Origin of the sequence: Achromobacter sp. HZ34 (genome assembly GCF_002209485.1) — a bacterium.
Taxonomy (GTDB): domain Bacteria; phylum Pseudomonadota; class Gammaproteobacteria; order Burkholderiales; family Burkholderiaceae_B; genus Bordetella_C.
On sequence record NZ_NJIX01000001.1, the window covers coordinates 1482341 to 1502141 of the forward strand.

Consider the following 19801-nt stretch of genomic DNA (forward strand, 5'->3'; position numbering starts at 1 on the left):
CTCCATAACGCATCGAAGCGGGCAAATACACAAGACATATTCTATGCCTATCGAGCAGTAACGCCAGCGATTTCAAAACCTACCCGATCGTAACGCCCACTGGTATCCATAACCGTAAGCGTATAACGACCGTCGTTCGCCAACGACACCGTAAACGGACGACCCGCCGGGCCATGCCCCAGCACGTGCCCGTCAAGCATCCACCAAATTTCCCCCTCAACCCCTTGCGCATCGACGTCCACCGCCACCCGGTTGGCGCCGGGCACTGGCCGCAGCACCGATCCATCGGACAGGCCCGTCAACCGCAAGGGAGCCTGCGTACCGTCCACATAACCCGCGAAGGTCGGCGGAACGGTGTCATTCAATGCCCAGGCGGGCCGCTGCTCGGGGCACGTGCCATCCAGCACACTACCCAGACGCAGCCCCAAGGGCCAACACGTCACTACTGCCTTGACCGTATCCGGCTGTATACGTTCCCGCGCCGGCCCGTCCGGCAAGGCCGACACGATATCCTGTAACAAAGGCGCGGCCACGTTGGCCCCGAAATACCCCGGATTGGGGGTTCCGTCAGGCCGCCCCACCCAGACGCCTATCGTCCAATTGTCCGTGACGCCCACCGCCCAGGCATCCCGGAAACCAAAACTGGTACCGGTCTTCCACGCCAGCCGCTTACCCGGCGAGCCGGACTGCGACTGGTAAAAAGGCCGGTCGGGATGCCCCCCGCCCTCCAGGATGTCTCGCACGATCCATGCCGCACCGGCACTCATCATACGGGACTCCACGCGCGGCTGATCCGGACGCAGGCGCGGCTTGCCGGACAAGCCGCCGCGCGCCAGGGAGCGGTAAGCACCCACCAGTTCTTCCAATGTGGTGCCACCCCCGCCCAAAATCAAGCTCAGGTTGGGAACCGCGCCGGCAGGCATGCGCAGGCGGACACCGCCACCTAGCATAACCGATGCGAAATGGGTGGGACCGACACGATCCAGAAGGTCCACGGCGGGCACGTTCAAGGACCGCTGCAAGGCTTGCGACACGCTGACGGGGCCGGAGAACGAGGCCTGGAAATTACCCGGAGCATAACCGCCGAAGGACATCGGCACGTCCATCAGCCGGCTTTCCGAGTGGATCAGGCCGTCGTCCAGCGCCAGCCCATACAGGAACGGCTTCAGGGTGGAGCCCGGCGAACGGATCGCGGTCACCATATCCACATGTGCGTAGCGGCTGTCGTCGGAGAAATCCGCCGACCCGGCATACGCCTTGACCCCCAGGGTGTCGTTGTCCATCACCAGCACGGCCATCGAGACCTTGGGCGGCAGATTGTCGACACGATCCAGCAACATCTGCTCGACCCGGTCCTGGAGTTCCACGTCCAGGTTGCTGGCCAGCAGCGGCGGACGCTTGTCACGGCGGCCGCCTGCCGCACGGGCTTCGCGCAACAGGCGCTGCGCCGCCAGGGGCGCCACCCAGCGGGCCCGCAGCGGCGGCGCCACCACGGTCTCGATCTTGGCGTCGTCGACCTCTGCCGTGCTCCAGCGGCCCAGCTCCACCATGCGGTCCAGCACTTTGTCGCGGGCCTGGCGCGCGGCTTCGGGGTGGCGGTCGGGACGCAGCCGGGTCGGCGCCTGCGGCAAGGCGGTCAGCAAGGCGGCTTCGGCGGCGCTGAGATTGCGCGCCGACTTGCCCAGCCACAGCCGCGACCCCATTTCCACACCCTGCACGATGCCGCCCATGGGGGCGCGGCTCAGGTACATGGAAAGGATCTCGTCCTTGCTGTAATGCATCTCCAGCTGGACGGCGCGCAAAGCCTGGCGCGCCTTGGCGCCGAAGGAACGCGAAGGCTTGCCGTTGAGTTGCGGGTCGATCAGGCGCGCCACCTGCATGGTCAGCGTGGACCCGCCCGACACGATACGGCCGTGCACCAGCCACTGCCAGCCGGCGCGGGTCATGGCGATCGGGTTGATGCCCGGATGCCAGCGGAACCAGCGGTCCTCGTAGGTAAGCAGGGCCTGCAGGTACAGGGGCGAGACCTGGTCGCGCGCGATCGGATAGCGCCAGATGCCATCTCGGCTGGGATAGTTGCGCAGCGGCGTGCCGTCGGCGGCCACCACCACGGTGGCGCCGTCGGCATAAGGCGCCGGCAGGGGAAACAGCTGGTCCAGCACCAGCAGCAGCACGGCCAGGCCGGCCACCGACACCAACGCCCCGATACCGAGGCGGCGCAGGCGTCGGCGCCAGGGCCGTCGCGGGCTTACTTGCCCCGCGGGGCGTTGCGGTCGCGGACTTCTATCTTGCTCCATTGCTCGCCTACGCCACGCAATTCCGGACGGTACATATCTTCAGCCACCGTCGACGGGACCGCGAACTTGCCAGGCGTGACCACCCGGAGCAGATAGAAGATATCCACCGTGCCGCTGCCCAGCGACACCGCGGCGACATAACGGTCGTCACGGAATTCGGTGTGCTTGATGTTGGGGTTGGACAGGGCGTCGGCCACGCGGCGATTGCCGATGGTCCAATCGTTCATGTCCGGATTCGCCGTCAGGTTCAGGTTCTCCACCTCCAGGCCGGCCGGTACGCGGTCGACCACGAGGCCATCGGGGATGGGACGCGTCGCATCCGCGCGGATCCACGCCACCAGCATGTCGCCCGTCTGCAGCGCACCGCCGTCCCATGCCTTGCCGTCCGGACGATACCAGCGGCGCTGCACGCGGATGACGTCGGCGCGCGGCGCCGGCGGGGCAATGCTGCTGCCCTGGATGTCCAGCTCGACAAAGACCGGCTGGGTACCCGAGTTGACCAGTTGCAGGCCGCCCATGTCGTTGGCCTTCAGGGAGATGCTCTGGTCACCCGTGGCCTGCACCACCTTGCGCACGGTGCCGTTGGCCAGCGTCATTTCCCACGGCGCATTCTGCTTGCCGCCGGCGGTGCGAGCCGCCAGCAACAACGCCATCTGCTCCTGCGTGGAGAAATAGGACCGGCCGCCCAGGCGTGAAGCCAGGTCGGTCAGCAGCACCTCGCGGCGCTCGTGGCGCAGGTCGTACTGCGCCATCAGCGCGTAGGACAGGGCCAGGTCGCGTACGGGGCTGCCGTAGTCGCCCATCCACTCGTCCACATAGGCCGACGAACCGGAGATGAAAGCCATGCCGTATTGGCGCGTCATGGCCTTGTCCAGCGCGGCCTTCATGCGGCCCTCGTCACCCATCAGCTTGAAGGCGGCGGCCAGTTGCACCAGCGGCAACGGTGAACGCGCACGCTCCTGGTAGTTGTCGAACAGTTGGCGCACGGTGGACAAAGGCGCCTTGCCGTCACGTGCCAGCACCAGCGACGCGGCGGCCAGGCCGGCGAAGCGGCGATGGTCTTCGCGCAGCACGCTCAGTTCGTTGCTGCCGACACGGCCCGCTTCGACACCGCGCTTCAGGTTGGCGGACCACGTACCGAAGCTGCTGCCGGTCTGCTGCACCTGTTGCAGCAGCCAGTTGCGCGAACGCTCGACGGCCGCTTCCGGCACAGTGAAGCCGCGCTCGCGGGCGTCCTGCATGAAGCTGGTGGCATAGGCCGTCAGCCACACGTCACGGCTGCTGCTGGAGTCGCCGCCCCACAGGGAGTAGGAACCGTTGGAGGCACGCATGCCCGACAGACGCGCCAAGGCGCCGTTGACCTTGTCCTCGCGCAAGGCCGGCGAGAACTTGTCGACGTTGTAGCGCTTGGCCGTATCGGCATCCATCAGCAGCCACGGCATGGTGGCGCTGATGGTCTGCTCGGTGCAGCCGTAGGGGTAGGACAGCAGGTCGCGGACCAGGCGCGCCACGTTGAACGGCGGCTCGGTGGACATCGTCAGGCTGACCGTGGTGGAGTCGGGGAAATACTTGGCCACCCAGTCGGCCTGCGTGGCCGAGGTTTCGCCCGGCATGATGCGCAGGCGGCGCACCTGGCGTTCGTCGGCCTGGGCCGGCTGCACCTGCAGCACCGACTCGCGCACGATGTGCACCGGCTTGTCGCCGCCCTGCCCGTCCACGGTCAGGCGCATCAGGCCCAGCCCGTAAGAGCCGGACGTGGTGGCATTGAAGCGGACGGTGGTGCGCTGCTTGTCTTTCAGCGTCACGGTGCGCAGGCCGTCGGTGATGGCCAGCGGATCGTTGGCTTCCAGCTTGACGGTGACCTTCTGCGTCGCGCCGCTGAGATTGGTCACGTCCAGCGCGATGGCCGCTTCGTCCCCGGGGGTGATGAAGCGCGGCGTGCTCAGTTCCGCCACGATGGGCGCGGCCAGCACCATTTCGGCGTCGGCACTGCCGTATTGCTCGTTGGTGAAGGCCACGGCCATCAGGCGCAGCGTGCCATTGAAGTCCGGCAGGTCCAGCGGAATCTCCGCCTCGCCCTGCGCGTTCAGCGCCACCGGACCGGAGAACAGGTCCACCAGCTTGACCTTCTTGGGCAGCGTCTTGCTGTCGCCGCGCATGGCCGCGTCACCGCCCCACTTCAGGCGGCCCTGGGTGCCGTCCATCTTCTCGATCAGCTTGCCGTACATGTCCAGCAGATCGGGCGCGTAACGGTGCTTGCCGAAGAAGAAGTTGAAGGGGTTGGGGGTCTGGTACTGGTCGATGTTCAGGATGCCGACGTCGACCGCCGACAGGGTGACCGTGGCCGTCTTGTTGGCCGCGCCATCCACCTTGATCTTGACCGTCGTGCGGGTCTCCGGCACCACCTTGGCCGGCGCCGTCAGGTGCACGTCCAGCTTGCGCCCTTCGGCCTGCAAGGGCAGATAGGCCAGGCCCACCGCGCGTGCCGGCGTGACACGGTCGCCCGCGCTGCCTGGACGGAACACCACCGCGCCCACATACAGGTCGTGGCGCTTCCACGCGGGATCGATGGGGATCTCGACTTCCGTGCCGGTGGCCTTGGCCGCCACCCAGGTCGACCACAGCATGCGGTCGCCTTCCACGGTGACCAGCGCCTGGCCGTCATGGGGCGGGGTCAGCGTCAGCTTGACCTTGTCGCCCGGCTTGGCGGGCACGCCTTCCAGCTTCATCTGCACGCGGTCGGGACGATTGCCGGCGGCTTCGTCGTCCTGTGCGCCCCAGCCAGCGTAGAAGCGGTACTTGAGGGTCTGTTTGGTTTCAGGATCGTTGACTTCCAGGCGATAGCGGCCGTAGTTGACCGGCAGGCTCATCGGCAGGCGGCCCTGCAGGGCCACCACACGTGAATCGACCAGTTCCTCGGTGTCGGTGTAGCCGCTGTTCCAGCCGCGCTGGTCGTCATAGCGCCAGTAGTACTTGCGCTCTTCCTTGTACAGGCGCACCTGGGCCTGCGCCAGCGGGGCCAGTTCACCCTTGCCATCGACGCGGATGACTTCGAAATTCGCCGGCGCGCCTTCGCGCGTGACGTCACTGTCGAACAGCGGACGCACGGCGATCAGCTTCTCGGCGGGCCAGATACTGCGTTCGATCGAACGCACCACGGGACGGCCGCCCGATTCCAGCAGGCTGGCCGAAACGCGCACCTTCAGCGGCGAGGCCGCGTCCTTGTAGTTGCCGGTATCGACGCTGATATTGCCCTTGCCCTGGTCGTCCAGTTGTGATTCGGGCAGTTCTTCATAATGCTTGATGCTGTCGTCGTTGACGTCGCCGAAAATGAAACCCGGCCACTTCTGCGGCTGCGCGTAGCGATCGCGCTTGACGGTGTAGCTGGACAGCAGGCGGTTGCCGGCGGCCGGCGCGCCATACAGGTAGTCGCCCTGCACGTCGATGTCCAGCGCGTCGCCGGGGCCCAACGGACCGTCGTCGGCCTGCAGCGCCAGCTTCATGCGTTCGGGCAGGAATTCCTCGACCTTGAAAGGCCACGTGGCATCGGCCCGGCGCGCGGCGGGGTCGACACGCAGCTCCAGCATCCACGTGCCGGTCTGGGCATCGGGCGGCAGGTCGATGGCGTGCTGTACGTAGTTGGGGCGATCCTTGTCCTTGTCGGCACTCCACAGCGCGGTCTGCACCACGCGGCCGTCAGGGCGCTTGATGGTCGCGGTCAAGGGCGCGCCCGACAGCGGCCGGCCGTCGGCGTCGCGCGGCAGCACGGACACATTGAAGGTTTCACCCGGACGATACAGATCGCGCCCGGCGTAGACGAACAGGTTGTTGTCGACCGAAGCCAGGCCCTGGATGTCGAATTCGGACAGGTCCAGCGCCGGGTCGCCCAGCGACAGCACCGTCATTTCCTTGCCGCGCGTGGCGCGGATGACGCGCGCCTTGTCGAAGGAGCCGTCGAAACGCACATGGCCCTGGGCATCGGCGGCGGCCTTGGCCAGCGTCTTGCCGTTGGCGTCGATCAGCTCGACCGTGTCGCCCGCGATGGCCTGCCCTTCCTTGAGCGAGACCGTGTAGGCCTCGATGCGGTTGGCATAGCGGCGCGCGTGCAGGCCGATGTCGCTGACGTAGAAATAGGTGGTCTGGTATTCCTCGCGGAAATGGCCGGGCTGGCTCATGACCGCGATATAGATGCCGGGTTCCTGCAGTTCCTTGATCTTCTCGACCGGCAGGAAAGTGACGTGGCTGCGATTGGGCTTGTCGTCGGTAAGGAAGCGGCCCTGGTAGATGCTGGTGCTCAGCGTGGTCAGGCGTTCCAGGTCCCAGGAACTGACCAGGCCCTTGAGCGAGCGATTGCCGTAGTAGTCGTCGTAATCGCGACCTTCTTCGTCATCGTCGCTCGAATTGCCACGGCCGCCAACGACGGCATCGAAGAACTCGGGCACGCGTTCGGGCGCGACGCGCAGGAACTGCACGTCGACTTCCGGCATATTGACGGTGGTCACCGGCAAGCCGCCATTCTGGCCGGCCGGCAGCACCACGCCCTTGCTGGCGAAATAGAACGAAGGCGGCATCGCTTCGGTCACCACTTCGCAAGACGTGGCCGAACCCAGCGTCACCTTGTCGCCCGCCCCCGGCAGGTCCGCGCGCATGCGGATGACATAGCGGTGCTGCGGCACGACGTAGGGGAAATAAATCATGCGGGGATTGTCAGCCACCGACCAGGAGCCTTGCACCGTCTTGCCGCTGTCGGCGGCGGTGGCAGCCTGCGCCTTGGATTTGGCGTCGGACTGGGCGGAGTCATCGCTCTTCATCGGGCCCGTGTCGATGACCTCGATGAAGCGGGTGAGCTCTGCCTTGCGGTCGACCGGCTGGGTGAAAGTCACCGCCAGCGACAGGCTGTCCGCATACTGGCGCGCCTTGCACACCAGCGTGCCGAAGGGATCGGCCGCGCCCACGGTGGCCGAGGACGGCAGCGCGGGGGTAGCTGGGGAGGTGCCCGTCCCGGCAGGGGCGTTATTCGAGGCCGTCCCCGCCGCTGGCGTGACGGTGCCCGAGGCCGCTGGCGCCGCCGTGGGCGCGCTGGACGGCTGTACCGTCGACGCTGGAGACTCCGGAGACCGCTTCAGAAATACACCGACGGCCACAAGCAAGACTATGACGACGGCCGCGACCGCCCCCAAAACGCCCTTGTTTTTGCTCACGCTAAACCCCTCTCCCGCGCCGCGAAGGCGAAACTACCCATAAATGTCTTGATTAATATCAATACATTTAAAAAAAACGCATTTTGATTTTGAATTTATACCGGCGTGTTAACGCGCCGGGACTTAAAACTCACGAAACCGGATCAAACCGGTTCCATGACGCATTGCAATGGGTGCTGCTTGGCGCGCGCATATTGGCCGACTTGGGCAATACGTGTCGCCGCGACGTCGCGGGGATAAACCCCGCAGACCCCTCGGCCTTCGTGATGAACTTGCAACATGATCCGGGTCGCTTCTTCTTGATTCTTGCCGAAAAATTTCTGCAGCACCTTCACCACGAACTCCATGGGGGTGTAGTCGTCATTGAGCAGGACGACCTGGTACATGGGAGGGGGCGCAGTCTTCGCGGCCTCCTTTTCTACAACCAGATCGTGTTGGGTATCCGTACTTGAGCTCATAGCGGCCGTATTTTATTTAAACCTTGAATAAGTAGCACAGGGCAGATGCCACTTTTACATGTAGAAATGCGTAGTTTCCATACTTGACGCCCGAAAGAAAATAAGCGCATTATTCGCCGAATTCTTGCCGCTTTCAGGCGACTGTTAGCGCGGGAATGAATAAAGGGGGGGGACGGCATTGCCGGGGAGCCCTTCTGTCAACATACGATTCATGAGGCAGTCCGCATGTCTGATATGACCGCACCCGCTGTCCAAGGGGACAATCCAAAATCAACCGGAACCGTAAAATGGTTCAACGACGCGAAAGGGTTCGGCTTCATCACGCCGGACGATGGTGGCGAAGATCTATTCGCCCACTTTTCGTCGATACAGATGAACGGTTTCAAGACCTTGAAAGAAGGCCAGAAGGTATCCTTCGAGATCATCCAGGGCCCCAAGGGTAAGCAGGCTCTGAATATAACCGCTGCCTGAGCAATCCGGCCTGGTTTTCTCGGCGTCTTCGGGTACCATACGACGGAGGCGGGGCGTTGAACGCCCTGCCTTTTTTGCCTTTCCGCGTCCGTTGCGCGTCGTTGCCGGGTTTGAGACCGGGTCTCCGGCTGGCTCCCGGGCCCGGTTCCTGCCCAGCCTGGCGCGGTCGCGTGCCCTGGCCCGACCTTCCCGTGTTTTCCCCTTTATTCAAGTAGTTGCCCATGCAAACCAGCGCTGCCTTGCCCTCGACTCGATCCAGTTTCACACGAGGGCGCGGCGCGGCGTTGACCGCCCTGCTCCTCGCTTTCGCGGCCACGTTCACCGCCGCCGCGGGCGCCGCCCGGGCGCAGGAGCCGACCACGGCGCAGCCGCCCCTGCGCACGGTGCAGTTGTCGGCGGGCATACACGTCATCCACGCTGAAGTCGCCAATACCGACGCCACCCGGCAGCGCGGCCTGATGTTCCGCAAGGAACTGGAAGCCAACGACGGCATGCTGTTCGTGTTCGAAGCGCCTGACATGCAATGCTTCTGGATGCACAACACGCCGCTGCCGCTGTCCATCGCCTTCATCGCGGACGATGGCACCATCGCCAACATCGCCGACATGGCGCCGGAAACCGACGATACCCATTGCTCGAAGAAGCCGGTGCGCTATGCGCTGGAAATGGCACAGGGCTGGTTCACCGACCACGGCATCAGCGCCGGCAAGAAAATCGACGGCCTGCCCTGAGCACGGTTCATTTGCGGCGGCAACGGCCGCAAGGCGCCTGCCTGAATTTCAGCCGGATAAAAGGTGCCGAAATGCCGGTCCGACAGCCGATCGCGCGAGGCGTGTATCGTGCCTTCGGAATATTTTGCAACGAATTCACCCCTTATTTGTGAATGAATGTAAAAGCCCCCAGGACGACCTGGGGGCTTTTTATCAGGGCAAAGAGTGCGGCAGCCCGGCGGGACTGGATTTACACGCGTTCCAGGATCACGGCGATGCCCTGGCCCACGCCAATGCACATCGTGCACAGCGCGTACCGGCCGCCGCTACGTTCCAGCTGGTTCACGGCGGTAGTGGCCAGGCGTGCGCCGCTGGCGCCCAGGGGGTGGCCCAGGGCAATGGCGCCGCCGTTCGGGTTCACGCGCGGATCGTTGTCGGCAATGCCGAGGTCGCGCAGGACGGCCAGGCCCTGGGCAGCGAAGGCTTCGTTCAACTCGATCACGTCCATCTGGTCCAGCGTCAGCCCGGTCAGGGCCAGCACCTTGCGCGTGGCCGGCGCCGGGCCCATGCCCATGATGCGCGGCGGCACGCCGGCGGTGGCCATGCCCACCACGCGGGCGCGCGGCTTCAGGCCATGCCGGGACAAGGCGCCTTCATTGGCCAGCAGCAGGGCCGCGGCGCCGTCGTTGACGCCGGAAGCGTTGCCCGCCGTGACCGAACCGCCTTCACGCACCACGCCCTTCAAACGGGCCAGCGCCTCCAGGCTGGTCGAACGGGGATGTTCATCCTTGTCCACCAGTACCGCGTCGCCCTTCTTCTGCGGCACCGATACCGGCGTCAATTCCGTATCGAAGAAGCCGGACTGCTGGGCCTTGACGGCCTTTTCCTGGCTGGCCAGGGCGAAGATGTCCTGGTCTTCGCGGCTGATCTTGAAGTCGTCGGCGACGTTTTCCGCCGTCTCCGGCATGGCATCGACGCCGTATTGCGCCTTCATCAGCTTGTTGACGAAACGCCAGCCGATGGTGGTGTCATAGATCATCGCGTTGCGCGAGAACGCCGTTTCCGCCTTGCCCATGACAAAAGGCGCACGGCTCATGCTTTCGACGCCGCCGGCCAGCATCAGGCCGGTTTCGCCGGCACGGATGGCGCGCGCCGCCGTGCCCAGGGCGTCCAGCCCGGAGCCGCACAGGCGGTTGATGGTGGAACCCGGCACGCCGACCGGCAGGCCGGACAGCAGCGCGGCCATGCGCGCAACGTTGCGGTTGTCTTCGCCGGCCTGGTTGGCGCAACCGAAGATGATGTCGTCCAGCTCGTCCCACTGCACTCCGGTGTTGCGGGCCATCAGCGCCTTGATCGGCACGGCGGCCAGATCGTCGGCACGCACCGCGGACAGTGCGCCGCCGTAACGGCCGAAAGGAGTACGGATGGCATCGCAGATAAAGGCTTGCTCGCTCATGGCAGGCTCTCAGAAGATAGGAGCGACGATGGTAGCGCACCAGGCTTTGCGCGCTGGAGGTGCAAGCGAACAATGTCCATCGAATGGACGTCTACAGCGTGGACACTTCAGCGATTCGGAAGGCGCGATGCGGCCCGTGTGAACGCCCAGCGGACGGGGTGGCTGCCGACGGCGGCGCACCTCGGCATATCAGGCTCAGGCCCCGACCGAGTGCTGTGCGCGGCCGGTATCGACCAGGATCTGGCGGCGGAAGCGTCCTGCCGCCATATGGTAGAAGGCATGCGGACTGAACTGGCGCGACACCATCGACGCCGTCAGCGCGGCGGCGATCAGCCAGAACAGCATGGGCTGGCTGCCCGTCATTTCCATCACCACCACGGCCGCCGTCAACGGCGCCTGCGTGGCGGCGGCGAGGAAGGCCGCCATCGACACCAGGACCAGCACACGCTGGTCGACCGAGCCGCCCGTCCAGGACCAGATTTCATGGCCGATGCCCGCCCCCGTGGTGAGCGCGGGCGTGAAGATGCCACCAGGAATGCCGGCCCAATAGGACAGCAGCGTGGCCAGCCACTTCAGCAGGCCGAAGCCGTCATGGCCGACGCCCTGCCCCGCCAGCAGCGCCGCCGCCGCGCCGTAGCCGGTGCCGTAGATGACGCCATGCGTGGCATAACCGATGGCGGCCAGCACCAGGCCGATCAGCGCCGCGGTCAGCACCGGATGGGCGCGTATGCTGGCGCGCCAGGGCAGCGGCGCCAGTACCGTGACGCCCTTGCCCAGCAGGCGCGCGAACACGCCGCCCAGCGCGCCGTTGACCACGCCGCACAACAGCACCCAGCCCAGCATATTGGGCAACACGCTGCCGCCGAAGATGCCGAAATAGGGATTGTTGCCGCTGGCGGCCACCACGAAGAAACCGCAGGCCAGCACGCCGAGCAGGACCAGCCGCTGCCAGCGCAGCGCCGTGCCGCGACCCAGTTCCTCGATGGCGAAGATGACGCCGGCCAGCGGCGCATTGAAGGCCGCGGCCAGGCCACCGGCGGCGCCGGCGGCAATGAGTTCATTGTTGTGAAAACCTTTCAGCGGCAATTGGCGATTCTTCCAGAACCGGCCCCAGGCCAGCATGACGGCCGCGCCCACCTGCACCGACGGCCCTTCGCGGCCGATCGACGCGCCCACCAGCATGCCGGCGAACGTCAGCGGGATTTTCCATAGCGCATGGCCCAGGGTCACCAGCCCGCCCTGGGCCTGCGGTTGGCCCTGCAGGGTCAAGGCACCGATCACCTGGGGAATGCCGCTGCCCACGGCGTAACTGGCGTAACGCAGCGTCAGCCAGCGTATCGCGGCCAGGCCCAGCGGCATGACGATGAAGGCGGCCCAGCCGGCACGCGCCACCCATTGGGCATTCCATTCCAGCGCCTGGTCCGCCAGCTTGGCGAATGCCAATGACGCCAGCGCCACCAGGGCGGCCCCGCCCAGTACCAGGCCCAGTTGCACGGACTTGCGGGAAAGCCGGCGCGCATGGCGCAGTTGCCGGCGGGACAACAGTCGCAGCCGGCGCATCAGGGAGGCAGATGACATGGTCGGGGACGTCCGGGCGAACGGACGAGGCGGGAAACCCATGACCATAGCACTGTCGGCGTCAGGTTGACCTGAATCGCCTGTCGATGACCTGCATCAGATTAAACGTCCGGGTGCAGCGAGGTCCCCCGACGCACGCCCTTCGCAGCCCCCGAAGCTTTTTATAAAAAGCTTCCCGCAAAGCTTCCCTGGGCTTTCGAGGCATCCCCAAGACAAGGGGCCGGCCCCCTTGCGGATGGCCGGCCCCATGCAGATGCCGAAACTGCGGCGTGAAACTGGATCAGCCTAGGTTCTGCGTCGCGAATTCCCAGTTCACCAGTGCCCAGAAATTCTCCAGATACTTGGGACGCGCGTTACGGTAGTCGATGTAGTACGCGTGTTCCCAGACATCACAGGTCAGCAGGGGCTTGTCGGCGGTGGTCAGGGGGGTGGCGGCGTTGCTGGTGTTGACGATGTCCAGCGAACCGTCGGCCTTCTTGACCAGCCAGGTCCAGCCCGAACCGAAGTTGCCGGCGGCCGACTTGTTGAAGGCTTCCTTGAACGCATCGGCGCTGCCCCACTTGGCGTTGATGGCGTCAGCCAGCTTGCCGGTGGGTTCACCGCCGCCCTTGGGCGACAGCGAGTTCCAGTAGAAGGTGTGGTTCCAGACCTGGGCCGCGTTGTTGAACACGCCGCCGGAGGACTTCTTGACGATGTCTTCCAGGGAAGCGTTTTCGAACTCGGTACCGGCGATCAGGTTGTTCAGGTTCGTGACGTAGGTTTGATGGTGCTTGCCATAGTGGAACTCCAGCGTCTCCTTGGAAATGCGGGGAGCCAGGGCATCCAGAGGGTAAGGCAGGGGGGGAAGCGTGTGCGCCATTTTCAGTTCCTTCTTGGTTGAGAGCACGATCACAGCCGAGCATTGTATCGGCTGTTTTTTGAGTGGCCGTCTTATCCCTGCGTGCACCCGGGATAAAAAATCGGTCTTAGGATATTCCAGTGAAGACGGTGCCGGCCGCGGCCGGTTCAGCCGAGCAGATCGCCCTGGCCGCCCGGTTCGAGAGGCGCGCGACGCTTATCCCTGCTGCCTTTGCCGCCTTTGCCGCCCGGCCCGCCTGTGCCGCCTTGCGGGTCCTTGGCGTTCGCCGGATCCACCACGTCGACCAGCGCAGCGCCGCGCGCGAACTCCAGTTGCAGCCGCTGCCCCGGCGCCAGCGCCGCGCCATCGCGCACCAGCTTACCCTCGCTGTCGCGCGCCAGGGTGTAACCCCGCGCCAGCACCTGTCCGGGATCGAAGGCGCGCAACTGCGCCGCCAGGGACTGCAGGCGGCCCCGCCGTTGCTCCAGCAAGCGCCGGTGCGCCTGGAGCAACTGACGTGCCTGTCGCGCCACCGCATCGCGCACTCTCGGCACGTCCGGGCCGCGGTGGCGCAACCGCGCCATCAGCAGGTCCAGACGGGCCTGGCGGCGGCCGCGCGGCCCGGGCCAGGCGCTCTGCAAACGGTGGCGCAAGGCGGCCAGGCGGTCGGCCTGGTGCGCCAGCCGCTGCTGCGGCGACTCCAGTTGCGCGGCAGCCCGGTCCAGGCGTTGCGCGGCACGGTCGAGCTGGCGTTGCTGCACCCGGTGCAACTCCCGCGCCAGGACCTGCACGCGCTGGTACAGCTCCTGCCGCGGCAGGCAGGCCAGCTCGGCCGCCGCGGTGGGCGTCGGCGCCCGCACGTCGGCGACGAAGTCGGCAATGGTGAAATCGGTTTCGTGACCGACGCCGCAGATGATGGGAATGGCGCTGTCGGCCACCTGGCGTGCCAGGGCTTCGTCGTTGAAGCTCCACAAGTCTTCGATGCTGCCGCCGCCGCGCACCAGCAGCAGGGTTTCGACCTCGGCACGCCGGTTGGCGGCGGCAATGGCGGCGGCCAGCCGCGGCGCCGAGTCGGCGCCCTGCACCGGCGCGGGATAGATGATCACGGGCACCTGCGGCGCGCGCCGCGCCAGGGCGCTCAGCACGTCGCGCAGGGCCGCCGCGTGCAGCGACGTCACCACGCCGATGGCGCGCGGCAGCAGCACGGGTGGGCGTTTGCGCGCCTCGTCGAACAGCCCTTCGGCTTCCAGTTTCTGCTTCAGGCGCAGGAAGGCCTCGAACAGATCGCCCAGGCCGGCCCGCCGCATACCCTCGATCTGCAACTGGTAATCGCCGCGCGGTTCATACAGCGTCACGCGGGCACGCACCTCGACCTTGTCGCCGGCCCGCGGCGTAAAGCCGACGGCCGAGGCGCGGCCGCGGAACATGACGCCGCGCACCGCCGCCTGGCCGTCCTTGAGGGTGAAATACCAGTGGCCCGACGCCGCGGCGGTGAAATTGGAAATCTCGCCGCGAACCCACAGGGGCGGGACATTGCGATCCAAAAGCCGCCCCACCGCTTGGTTCAGCTGGGCAACCGTGAGGATATCCCGCGTAAATACGTCGTCTTTGACCGTAAATTCAATTGTCATAAGGCTTTCCGGGGCGAACCTTTCCACAGGCCAAAGAAACACGGGCTGAATGATACCTCGACCCGAAATCCAGCCAAATTGTGCACATTTACATTAAGAAACCGCCATAACCATATGATTTTATTCATATTGTGGCTTAAATGTGATTTTTACCCACTGCTGCGTACCGACGCGCAGCCCGCAAGAATGCGGCTTCCGCCCAAGTTCTGCACAGAATTATCCACAGAATCTGTGGATAGATTGGCCGCTCGTCCTGACGGCTGATGCGGGATGGCCCACTATTGCCAGGGCGGCGCTCCGCCCGTTACAGTTCGCCCTGGTCTTACCGATTCCCGCCCTCCGGACGCCCCGTGCGGCGCCCTACCTGGAGCTCCCTTTTGCTGTCCATCCTTCGTGACGCCGGCTGGCCGATCTGGTTCTTGCTCGCTACCTCGGTCCTGTGCCTGGCCTTGATTTTCGAGCGGCTGCTTTCCTTGCGCCGCAGCCTGGTCGTGCCCGCGGGCCTGCTCACGCAGGTGCTGGACATGGTGCGCAACCGCCAGGACAGCCCGGAAGCCGTCAACCGGCTGGAACGCAACTCCCCGCTGGGCCGCGTGCTGGCCGAGGTCCTGCGCTATCGCCACGCGCCGCGCGACGAGATGCGCCTGGCGGTGGAAGACGCCGGCCGCGCCGTCGCCCATGACCTGAACCGTTATGTCGCGGCGCTGGGCACCATCGCCGTGGTGGCGCCCCTGCTGGGCCTGTTCGGCACGGTGGTGGGCATGATCGACATCTTCGGGTCTTATTCGCCGGTGGGCGGCGACCCCGCGCAGCTGGCCCACGGCATCTCGGTGGCCCTTTACAACACGGGCTTCGGCATCCTCATCGCCATCCCGGCCATGATCTTCCACCGCTATCTGCGGGGCCGCATCGAAGGCTATCTGCACCAGATGGAACAGGCCGCCGGCCGCGCCGCCCGTGTCCTGGGCGGCGGCGCGCGCGCCCGTGGCATGGCGGCCGACGAGGACGCCGGCCCGCGCGACCCGATGTTCCAGGACGCGCTGTCATGAATTTCGGTGGACCGCGGTCGCGCCATGGCGATGAGCTGGAAATCAACTTGATCCCGCTCATCGACGTGCTGCTGGTGATCCTGATTTTCCTCGCCGCCACCACGTCCTTCGCCCGCTTCAGCCAGCTCAAGGTGACCCTGCCGCAGGCCGCTGCCGAGCAGCAGACCGTCGCGCCCATCGAAGTGGCGATCAGCCAGGACGGCCACTATGCGCTGGACGGCAAGCTGCTGGACGCCAGCACCGCCACCGATATCGCCGCGGCCCTGCGCGGCATCGCGGCCGGCCGCAAGGACCCGGTGCTGGTCATCAACGCCGACGCCCTGGCCACCCACCAGACGGTGGTCAATGTCATGGAAGCCGCGCGCCAGGCCGGCATCGCCCGGGTGAACTTCGCCACGCAGACGGCGCGGTGAGCACCTTCGCAGCGGCTTCCTCCAAAATGGCTTCCATCAAGATGGCTTTCTTCACAGTGATTCCCTTCACGGTGACCTCCTTCACGTGACTTCCTCCACTACGCGCCTGATTCAACGCCAATGGCAGCGCGCCGGCTGGCTGTCCAATCTGCTGCTGCCGCTGGCCGGCCTGGCCTGGCTTGCCATCACGGCCAAGCGGACGGCGTACCGGCGCGGCTGGCGCCAGGCCTATCGCCCGCCCGTGCCCGTCATCGTGGTCGGCAACATCTACGTCGGCGGCACCGGCAAGACGCCGGTGGTGGTAGCGCTGGTGAAGGCGCTGCGCGAGCGCGGCTATACCCCGGGCGTGGTCAGCCGCGGCTACGGCGTGAAGGTCGGCCAGCACGCCCACGTGGGCCGCGGCGACCTGTCGGCGGACCGCTTCGGCGACGAACCCGCGCTCATCGCCCGCGCCACCGGTGCGCCCATTTCCGTGCATCCGGACCGGCCGCGCGCCGCGCGCACGCTGCTCAGCGCACATCCGGAAGTGGACGTCATCATTTCGGACGATGGCCTGCAGCACCTGGCGCTGGCGCGCGACGTTGAAATCGTGGTGCAGGACGACCGCGGCGTGGGCAACGGCCGCCTGCTGCCGGCCGGCCCGCTGCGCGAACCGCCCGGCCGGCTGGCCGACGTCGACGTCATCATCGACAACGTGGCCGACGCCGAAGCACCGGGCGCGGCGACGGCTCCACGCCAGAAGCCGCGCCGCATCCATATGTGGATGGAATTGACCGAGGCCTGGCGCCTGCGCGACGGCCAGCGCCGCACCCTGTGGGAATTGCGTGACGACTTCGCCCACGACCGCATCGCCGCGGCCGCCGGCATCGGCAACCCGCAACGCTTCTTCGCGTCGCTGCGCGCCAGCGGCATGCCCCTGGCGGCCACCGTGCCGCTGCCCGACCACTACAGCTACACCCGCTCGCCCTTTCGGCAGGTGCCCGCCGACCTGATCCTGGTCACGACCAAGGACGCCGTCAAATGCCTGGGGCTGGGCGACAACCGGCTGTGGGTGGTGCCGGCCGTGCCGCGTTTTTCCGACCCGCACTTCTTCGACTGGCTGGCCGGCGTGCTGCATTCGACCACGCCCCCGGCGCAGCCCGCCAATCTGCACTAGAATTCCGCCCATGGAATCCCGACTGCTCGACATCCTCGTCTGCCCCATCTGCAAAGGCCGCCTGCAATACGACCGCCAGCAGGCTGAACTTACCTGCAACGCGGACCGCCTGGCGTTTCCCGTCCGTGATGGCATCCCGGTCATGCTCGAATCCGAAGCGCGCCCGCTCGATGGCGAACGCAACGCCGCCAGCCAGCCGCAATGAGCTTCATCGCGATCATCCCGGCGCGCGCCGCCTCCACCCGGCTGCCCGACAAGCCGCTTGCCGACATCGCCGGCAAGCCCATGGTGGTGCGCACGGCTGAACGAGCGGCTGCCTCCGGCGCCGCTCGCGTGCTGGTGGCCACGGACGACGACCGCGTTGCCCAGGCCGCCCGCGCGCATGGCATCGAAGCCTTGATGACGCGCGCCGACCACCCCACCGGCACCGACCGCCTGTCGGAAGCCGTGCAGGCGCTGCAACTGGCTGACGATGCCGTCGTCGTCAACGTGCAGGGCGACGAGCCGCTGATCGAACCCGAATTGATAGATGCCGTGGCCGGCCTGCTGGCCGCGCGTCCCGACGCCGACATCGCCACCAGCGCCTGCCCGATCGCCGACGCCGCGGCGCTGTTCAATCCCAACGTCGTCAAGGCCGTCTGCGCCGCCGACGGCCGCGCGCTGTATTTCTCGCGCGCGCCGATCCCCTGGGCGCGCGACGCGCTGGCGGGTGGTGAGCGCCTGCTGGCGCCCGCCCTGCCCGCGTGGCATCACATCGGCCTGTACGCCTATCGCGCCAGTTTCCTGCGCCGCTTCCCCACGCTGCCGCAAGGCACGCTGGAACGCTGGGAAGCCCTGGAACAGCTGCGCGCGCTCGAACACGGCCATGCCATCGTGGTGCATCAGGTCAACCAGGCGCCCGCCGCTGGCGTGGATACGCCGGAAGACCTTGAACGCGTGCGCCGCGTCTACGCAAATCGGTTATAAGGGCCCATCGTCTGGCGGTCTCGCCCAGCTTCAGCAGGGCAGTACAGCGCGCATTACGGCATAATCGGCCCAACCAAAAAATACACACCCATCCCAGGAGCTTTCATGCGTCTCATCCTGCTCGGCCCCCCTGGCGCCGGTAAAGGCACTCAGGCCGCCTTCATTACCCAGCATTTCGGTATTCCGCAGATCTCCACCGGCGACATGTTGCGTGCCGCGGTGAAGGCCGGCACCCCGCTGGGCCTGGAAGCCAAGAAGATCATGGACGCGGGCGGCCTGGTGTCCGATGACATCATCATCGGCCTGGTCCGCGACCGCCTGACCCAGCCGGATTGCAGCAACGGTTACCTGTTCGACGGCTTCCCCCGCACCATCCCGCAAGCTGACGCGCTCAAGGATGCCGGCGTCAAGCTGGACTACGTGGTCGAGATCGAAGTCCCCGAGGACGACATCATCGAACGCATGAGCGGGCGCCGGGTGCACCCGGCCAGCGGCCGCAGCTACCACGTGCGCTTCAATCCGCCCAAGGTTGAAGGCAAGGACGACGTCACCGGCGAAGCGCTGGTGCAGCGTGACGACGACCGCGAGGAAACCGTGCGCAACCGCCTGACGGTCTACCGCAACCAGACGCGCCCCTTGGTGGACTACTACGCCAACTGGGCCAAGGCCGACGCCCAGCAGGCGCCGCGTTACCGCAAGATTTCCGGCGTCGGTGCGGTCGACGAGATCAAGGCGCGCGTGTTCGGCGCCCTGCAAAGCTGAGGCCCGCGCATGGAGATCGCCAACAAGGTATTCATCGTCACGGGCGGCGCTTCGGGACTGGGCGCGGGCACGGTGCAGATGCTGGTGGCCAACGGCGCCAAGGTCGTCATCGCCGACGTGCAGGACGAAGCCGGCGGCAAGCTGGCCGAGCAACTGGGCCAGCACTACGTCCATTGCGACGTCACGCAGGAAGCCGACGCCAAGGCCGCGGTGGCGGCCGCCGTGGCCATCGGCCCGCTGTTCGGGCTGGTCAATTGCGCCGGCGTGGCGCCCGCTTCCCGCATCGTCGGCAAGAACGGCCCGCACCCGCTGGACCTGTTCCAGAAGGTCATCGCGATCAACCTGATCGGCGGCTTCAACATGATGCGCCTGTGCGCCGAAGCAATGGGCAACAACACGCCCGAAGCCACCGGTGAACGGGGTGTCCTGATCAACACGGCATCCGTCGCGGCCTATGACGGCCAGATCGGCCAGGCCGCCTACGCCGCCTCCAAGGCCGGCGTGGTGGGCATGACGCTGCCGATCGCACGCGACCTGTCCAAGGTCGGCATCCGCTGCATGACCATCGCTCCCGGCATTTTCGGCACGCCCATGATCTTCGGCATGCCGCAGGAAGTGCAGGATTCGCTGGCCGCGAGCATTCCCTTCCCGGCCCGCCTGGGCCGTCCGGAAGACTACGCCAAGCTGGTGCAAAGCATCATCACGAATGACATGCTGAACGGCGAGACCATCCGTCTGGATGGGGCCATCCGCATGCCGCCGAAGTAAGTGGCCTGGGGATCACGGATCTGGCCCGGATCCGCGATCCTTGATGC

General features: G+C 66.2%; 15 protein-coding genes and 1 pseudogene. 9 read left to right on the forward strand and 7 right to left on the reverse strand.

The features are described from left to right. Window positions 1-47: 47 nt before the first annotated feature. The 3 genes from pbpC to clpS form a co-directional block, all read right to left on the reverse strand. A complete protein-coding gene (pbpC, locus tag CEY05_RS06285; protein ID WP_088596555.1) occupies window positions 48-2297 on the reverse strand; it encodes a penicillin-binding protein 1C in 2250 nt (749 codons plus the stop codon). Then, window positions 2249-7498, reverse strand: a complete 5250-nt coding sequence (locus tag CEY05_RS06290) for an alpha-2-macroglobulin (RefSeq protein WP_233161379.1) — start codon at window positions 7496-7498, stop codon at window positions 2249-2251. Before CEY05_RS06290 ends, pbpC begins: the two co-directional genes overlap by 49 nt. Before the next feature lie 143 nt (window positions 7499-7641). Beyond that, window positions 7642-7956: an ATP-dependent Clp protease adapter ClpS gene (gene clpS, locus CEY05_RS06295; RefSeq protein WP_088596556.1), complete on the reverse strand. Its 315-nt coding sequence runs from the start codon at window positions 7954-7956 to the stop codon at window positions 7642-7644. 225 nt (window positions 7957-8181) lie between these two features. Here clpS and CEY05_RS06300 point away from each other — a divergent pair, with 225 nt between their 5' ends. Together CEY05_RS06300 and CEY05_RS06305 are read left to right on the forward strand one after the other, a co-directional pair. Next, complete coding sequence (locus tag CEY05_RS06300) at window positions 8182-8427, forward strand: cold-shock protein (RefSeq protein ID WP_088596557.1); 246 nt, start codon at window positions 8182-8184, stop codon at window positions 8425-8427. Between the two features lie 221 nt (window positions 8428-8648). Next, a complete protein-coding gene (locus tag CEY05_RS06305; protein WP_088596558.1) occupies window positions 8649-9158 on the forward strand; it encodes a DUF192 domain-containing protein in 510 nt (169 codons plus the stop codon). Window positions 9159-9387: 229 nt separating this feature from the next. On the opposite strand, the gene pcaF is transcribed toward CEY05_RS06305, so the two are convergent. From pcaF to xseA, 4 genes and pseudogenes are all read right to left on the reverse strand, one after another. Then, complete coding sequence (gene pcaF, locus CEY05_RS06310; protein WP_088596559.1) at window positions 9388-10593, reverse strand: 3-oxoadipyl-CoA thiolase; 1206 nt, start codon at window positions 10591-10593, stop codon at window positions 9388-9390. A gap of 195 nt (window positions 10594-10788) precedes the next feature. Further along, window positions 10789-12171 (reverse strand): chloride channel protein, encoded by a 1383-nt coding sequence (locus CEY05_RS06315; RefSeq protein WP_088596630.1) that lies wholly within the window; start codon window positions 12169-12171, stop codon window positions 10789-10791. Window positions 12172-12451: 280 nt separating this feature from the next. Continuing rightward, window positions 12452-13030, reverse strand: coding sequence for a superoxide dismutase [Fe] (gene sodB / locus CEY05_RS06320; protein WP_088596560.1), 579 nt, complete (start codon window positions 13028-13030; stop codon window positions 12452-12454). 251 nt (window positions 13031-13281) lie between these two features. Further along, window positions 13282-14640, reverse strand: a pseudogene (gene xseA, locus CEY05_RS06325) (exodeoxyribonuclease VII large subunit); the annotation flags it as partial. Window positions 14641-15017: 377 nt separating this feature from the next. Here xseA and CEY05_RS06330 point away from each other — a divergent pair. The 7 genes from CEY05_RS06330 to CEY05_RS06360 all read left to right on the forward strand — a co-directional run bounded on the left by CEY05_RS06330 (window position 15018) and on the right by CEY05_RS06360 (window position 19754). Further along, entirely contained in the window at window positions 15018-15689 is a 672-nt protein-coding gene (locus CEY05_RS06330; RefSeq protein ID WP_088596562.1) for a MotA/TolQ/ExbB proton channel family protein, read from the forward strand. Further along, window positions 15686-16102 (forward strand): biopolymer transporter ExbD, encoded by a 417-nt coding sequence (locus tag CEY05_RS06335; RefSeq protein ID WP_088596563.1) that lies wholly within the window; start codon window positions 15686-15688, stop codon window positions 16100-16102. Before CEY05_RS06330 ends, CEY05_RS06335 begins: the two co-directional genes overlap by 4 nt. A gap of 85 nt (window positions 16103-16187) precedes the next feature. After that, window positions 16188-17258, forward strand: coding sequence for a tetraacyldisaccharide 4'-kinase (gene lpxK, locus CEY05_RS06340; RefSeq protein ID WP_088596564.1), 1071 nt, complete (start codon window positions 16188-16190; stop codon window positions 17256-17258). A gap of 10 nt (window positions 17259-17268) precedes the next feature. Next, on the forward strand, window positions 17269-17463 hold the full coding sequence (locus CEY05_RS06345) for a Trm112 family protein (protein ID WP_088596565.1): 195 nt from the start codon (window positions 17269-17271) through the stop codon (window positions 17461-17463). Further along, window positions 17460-18224 (forward strand): 3-deoxy-manno-octulosonate cytidylyltransferase, encoded by a 765-nt coding sequence (kdsB, locus tag CEY05_RS06350; protein ID WP_088596566.1) that lies wholly within the window; start codon window positions 17460-17462, stop codon window positions 18222-18224. The genes CEY05_RS06345 and kdsB overlap by 4 nt, the downstream gene beginning before the upstream one ends. Before the next feature lie 105 nt (window positions 18225-18329). Continuing rightward, window positions 18330-18986, forward strand: a complete 657-nt coding sequence (adk, locus tag CEY05_RS06355) for an adenylate kinase (RefSeq protein ID WP_088596567.1) — start codon at window positions 18330-18332, stop codon at window positions 18984-18986. A 9-nt stretch (window positions 18987-18995) separates the two neighbouring features. Beyond that, window positions 18996-19754 carry a 3-hydroxyacyl-CoA dehydrogenase gene (locus CEY05_RS06360; protein ID WP_088596568.1) on the forward strand — a complete coding sequence of 253 codons (759 nt, stop codon included), beginning with the start codon at window positions 18996-18998 and terminating at the stop codon, window positions 19752-19754. Window positions 19755-19801 lie beyond the last annotated feature (47 nt).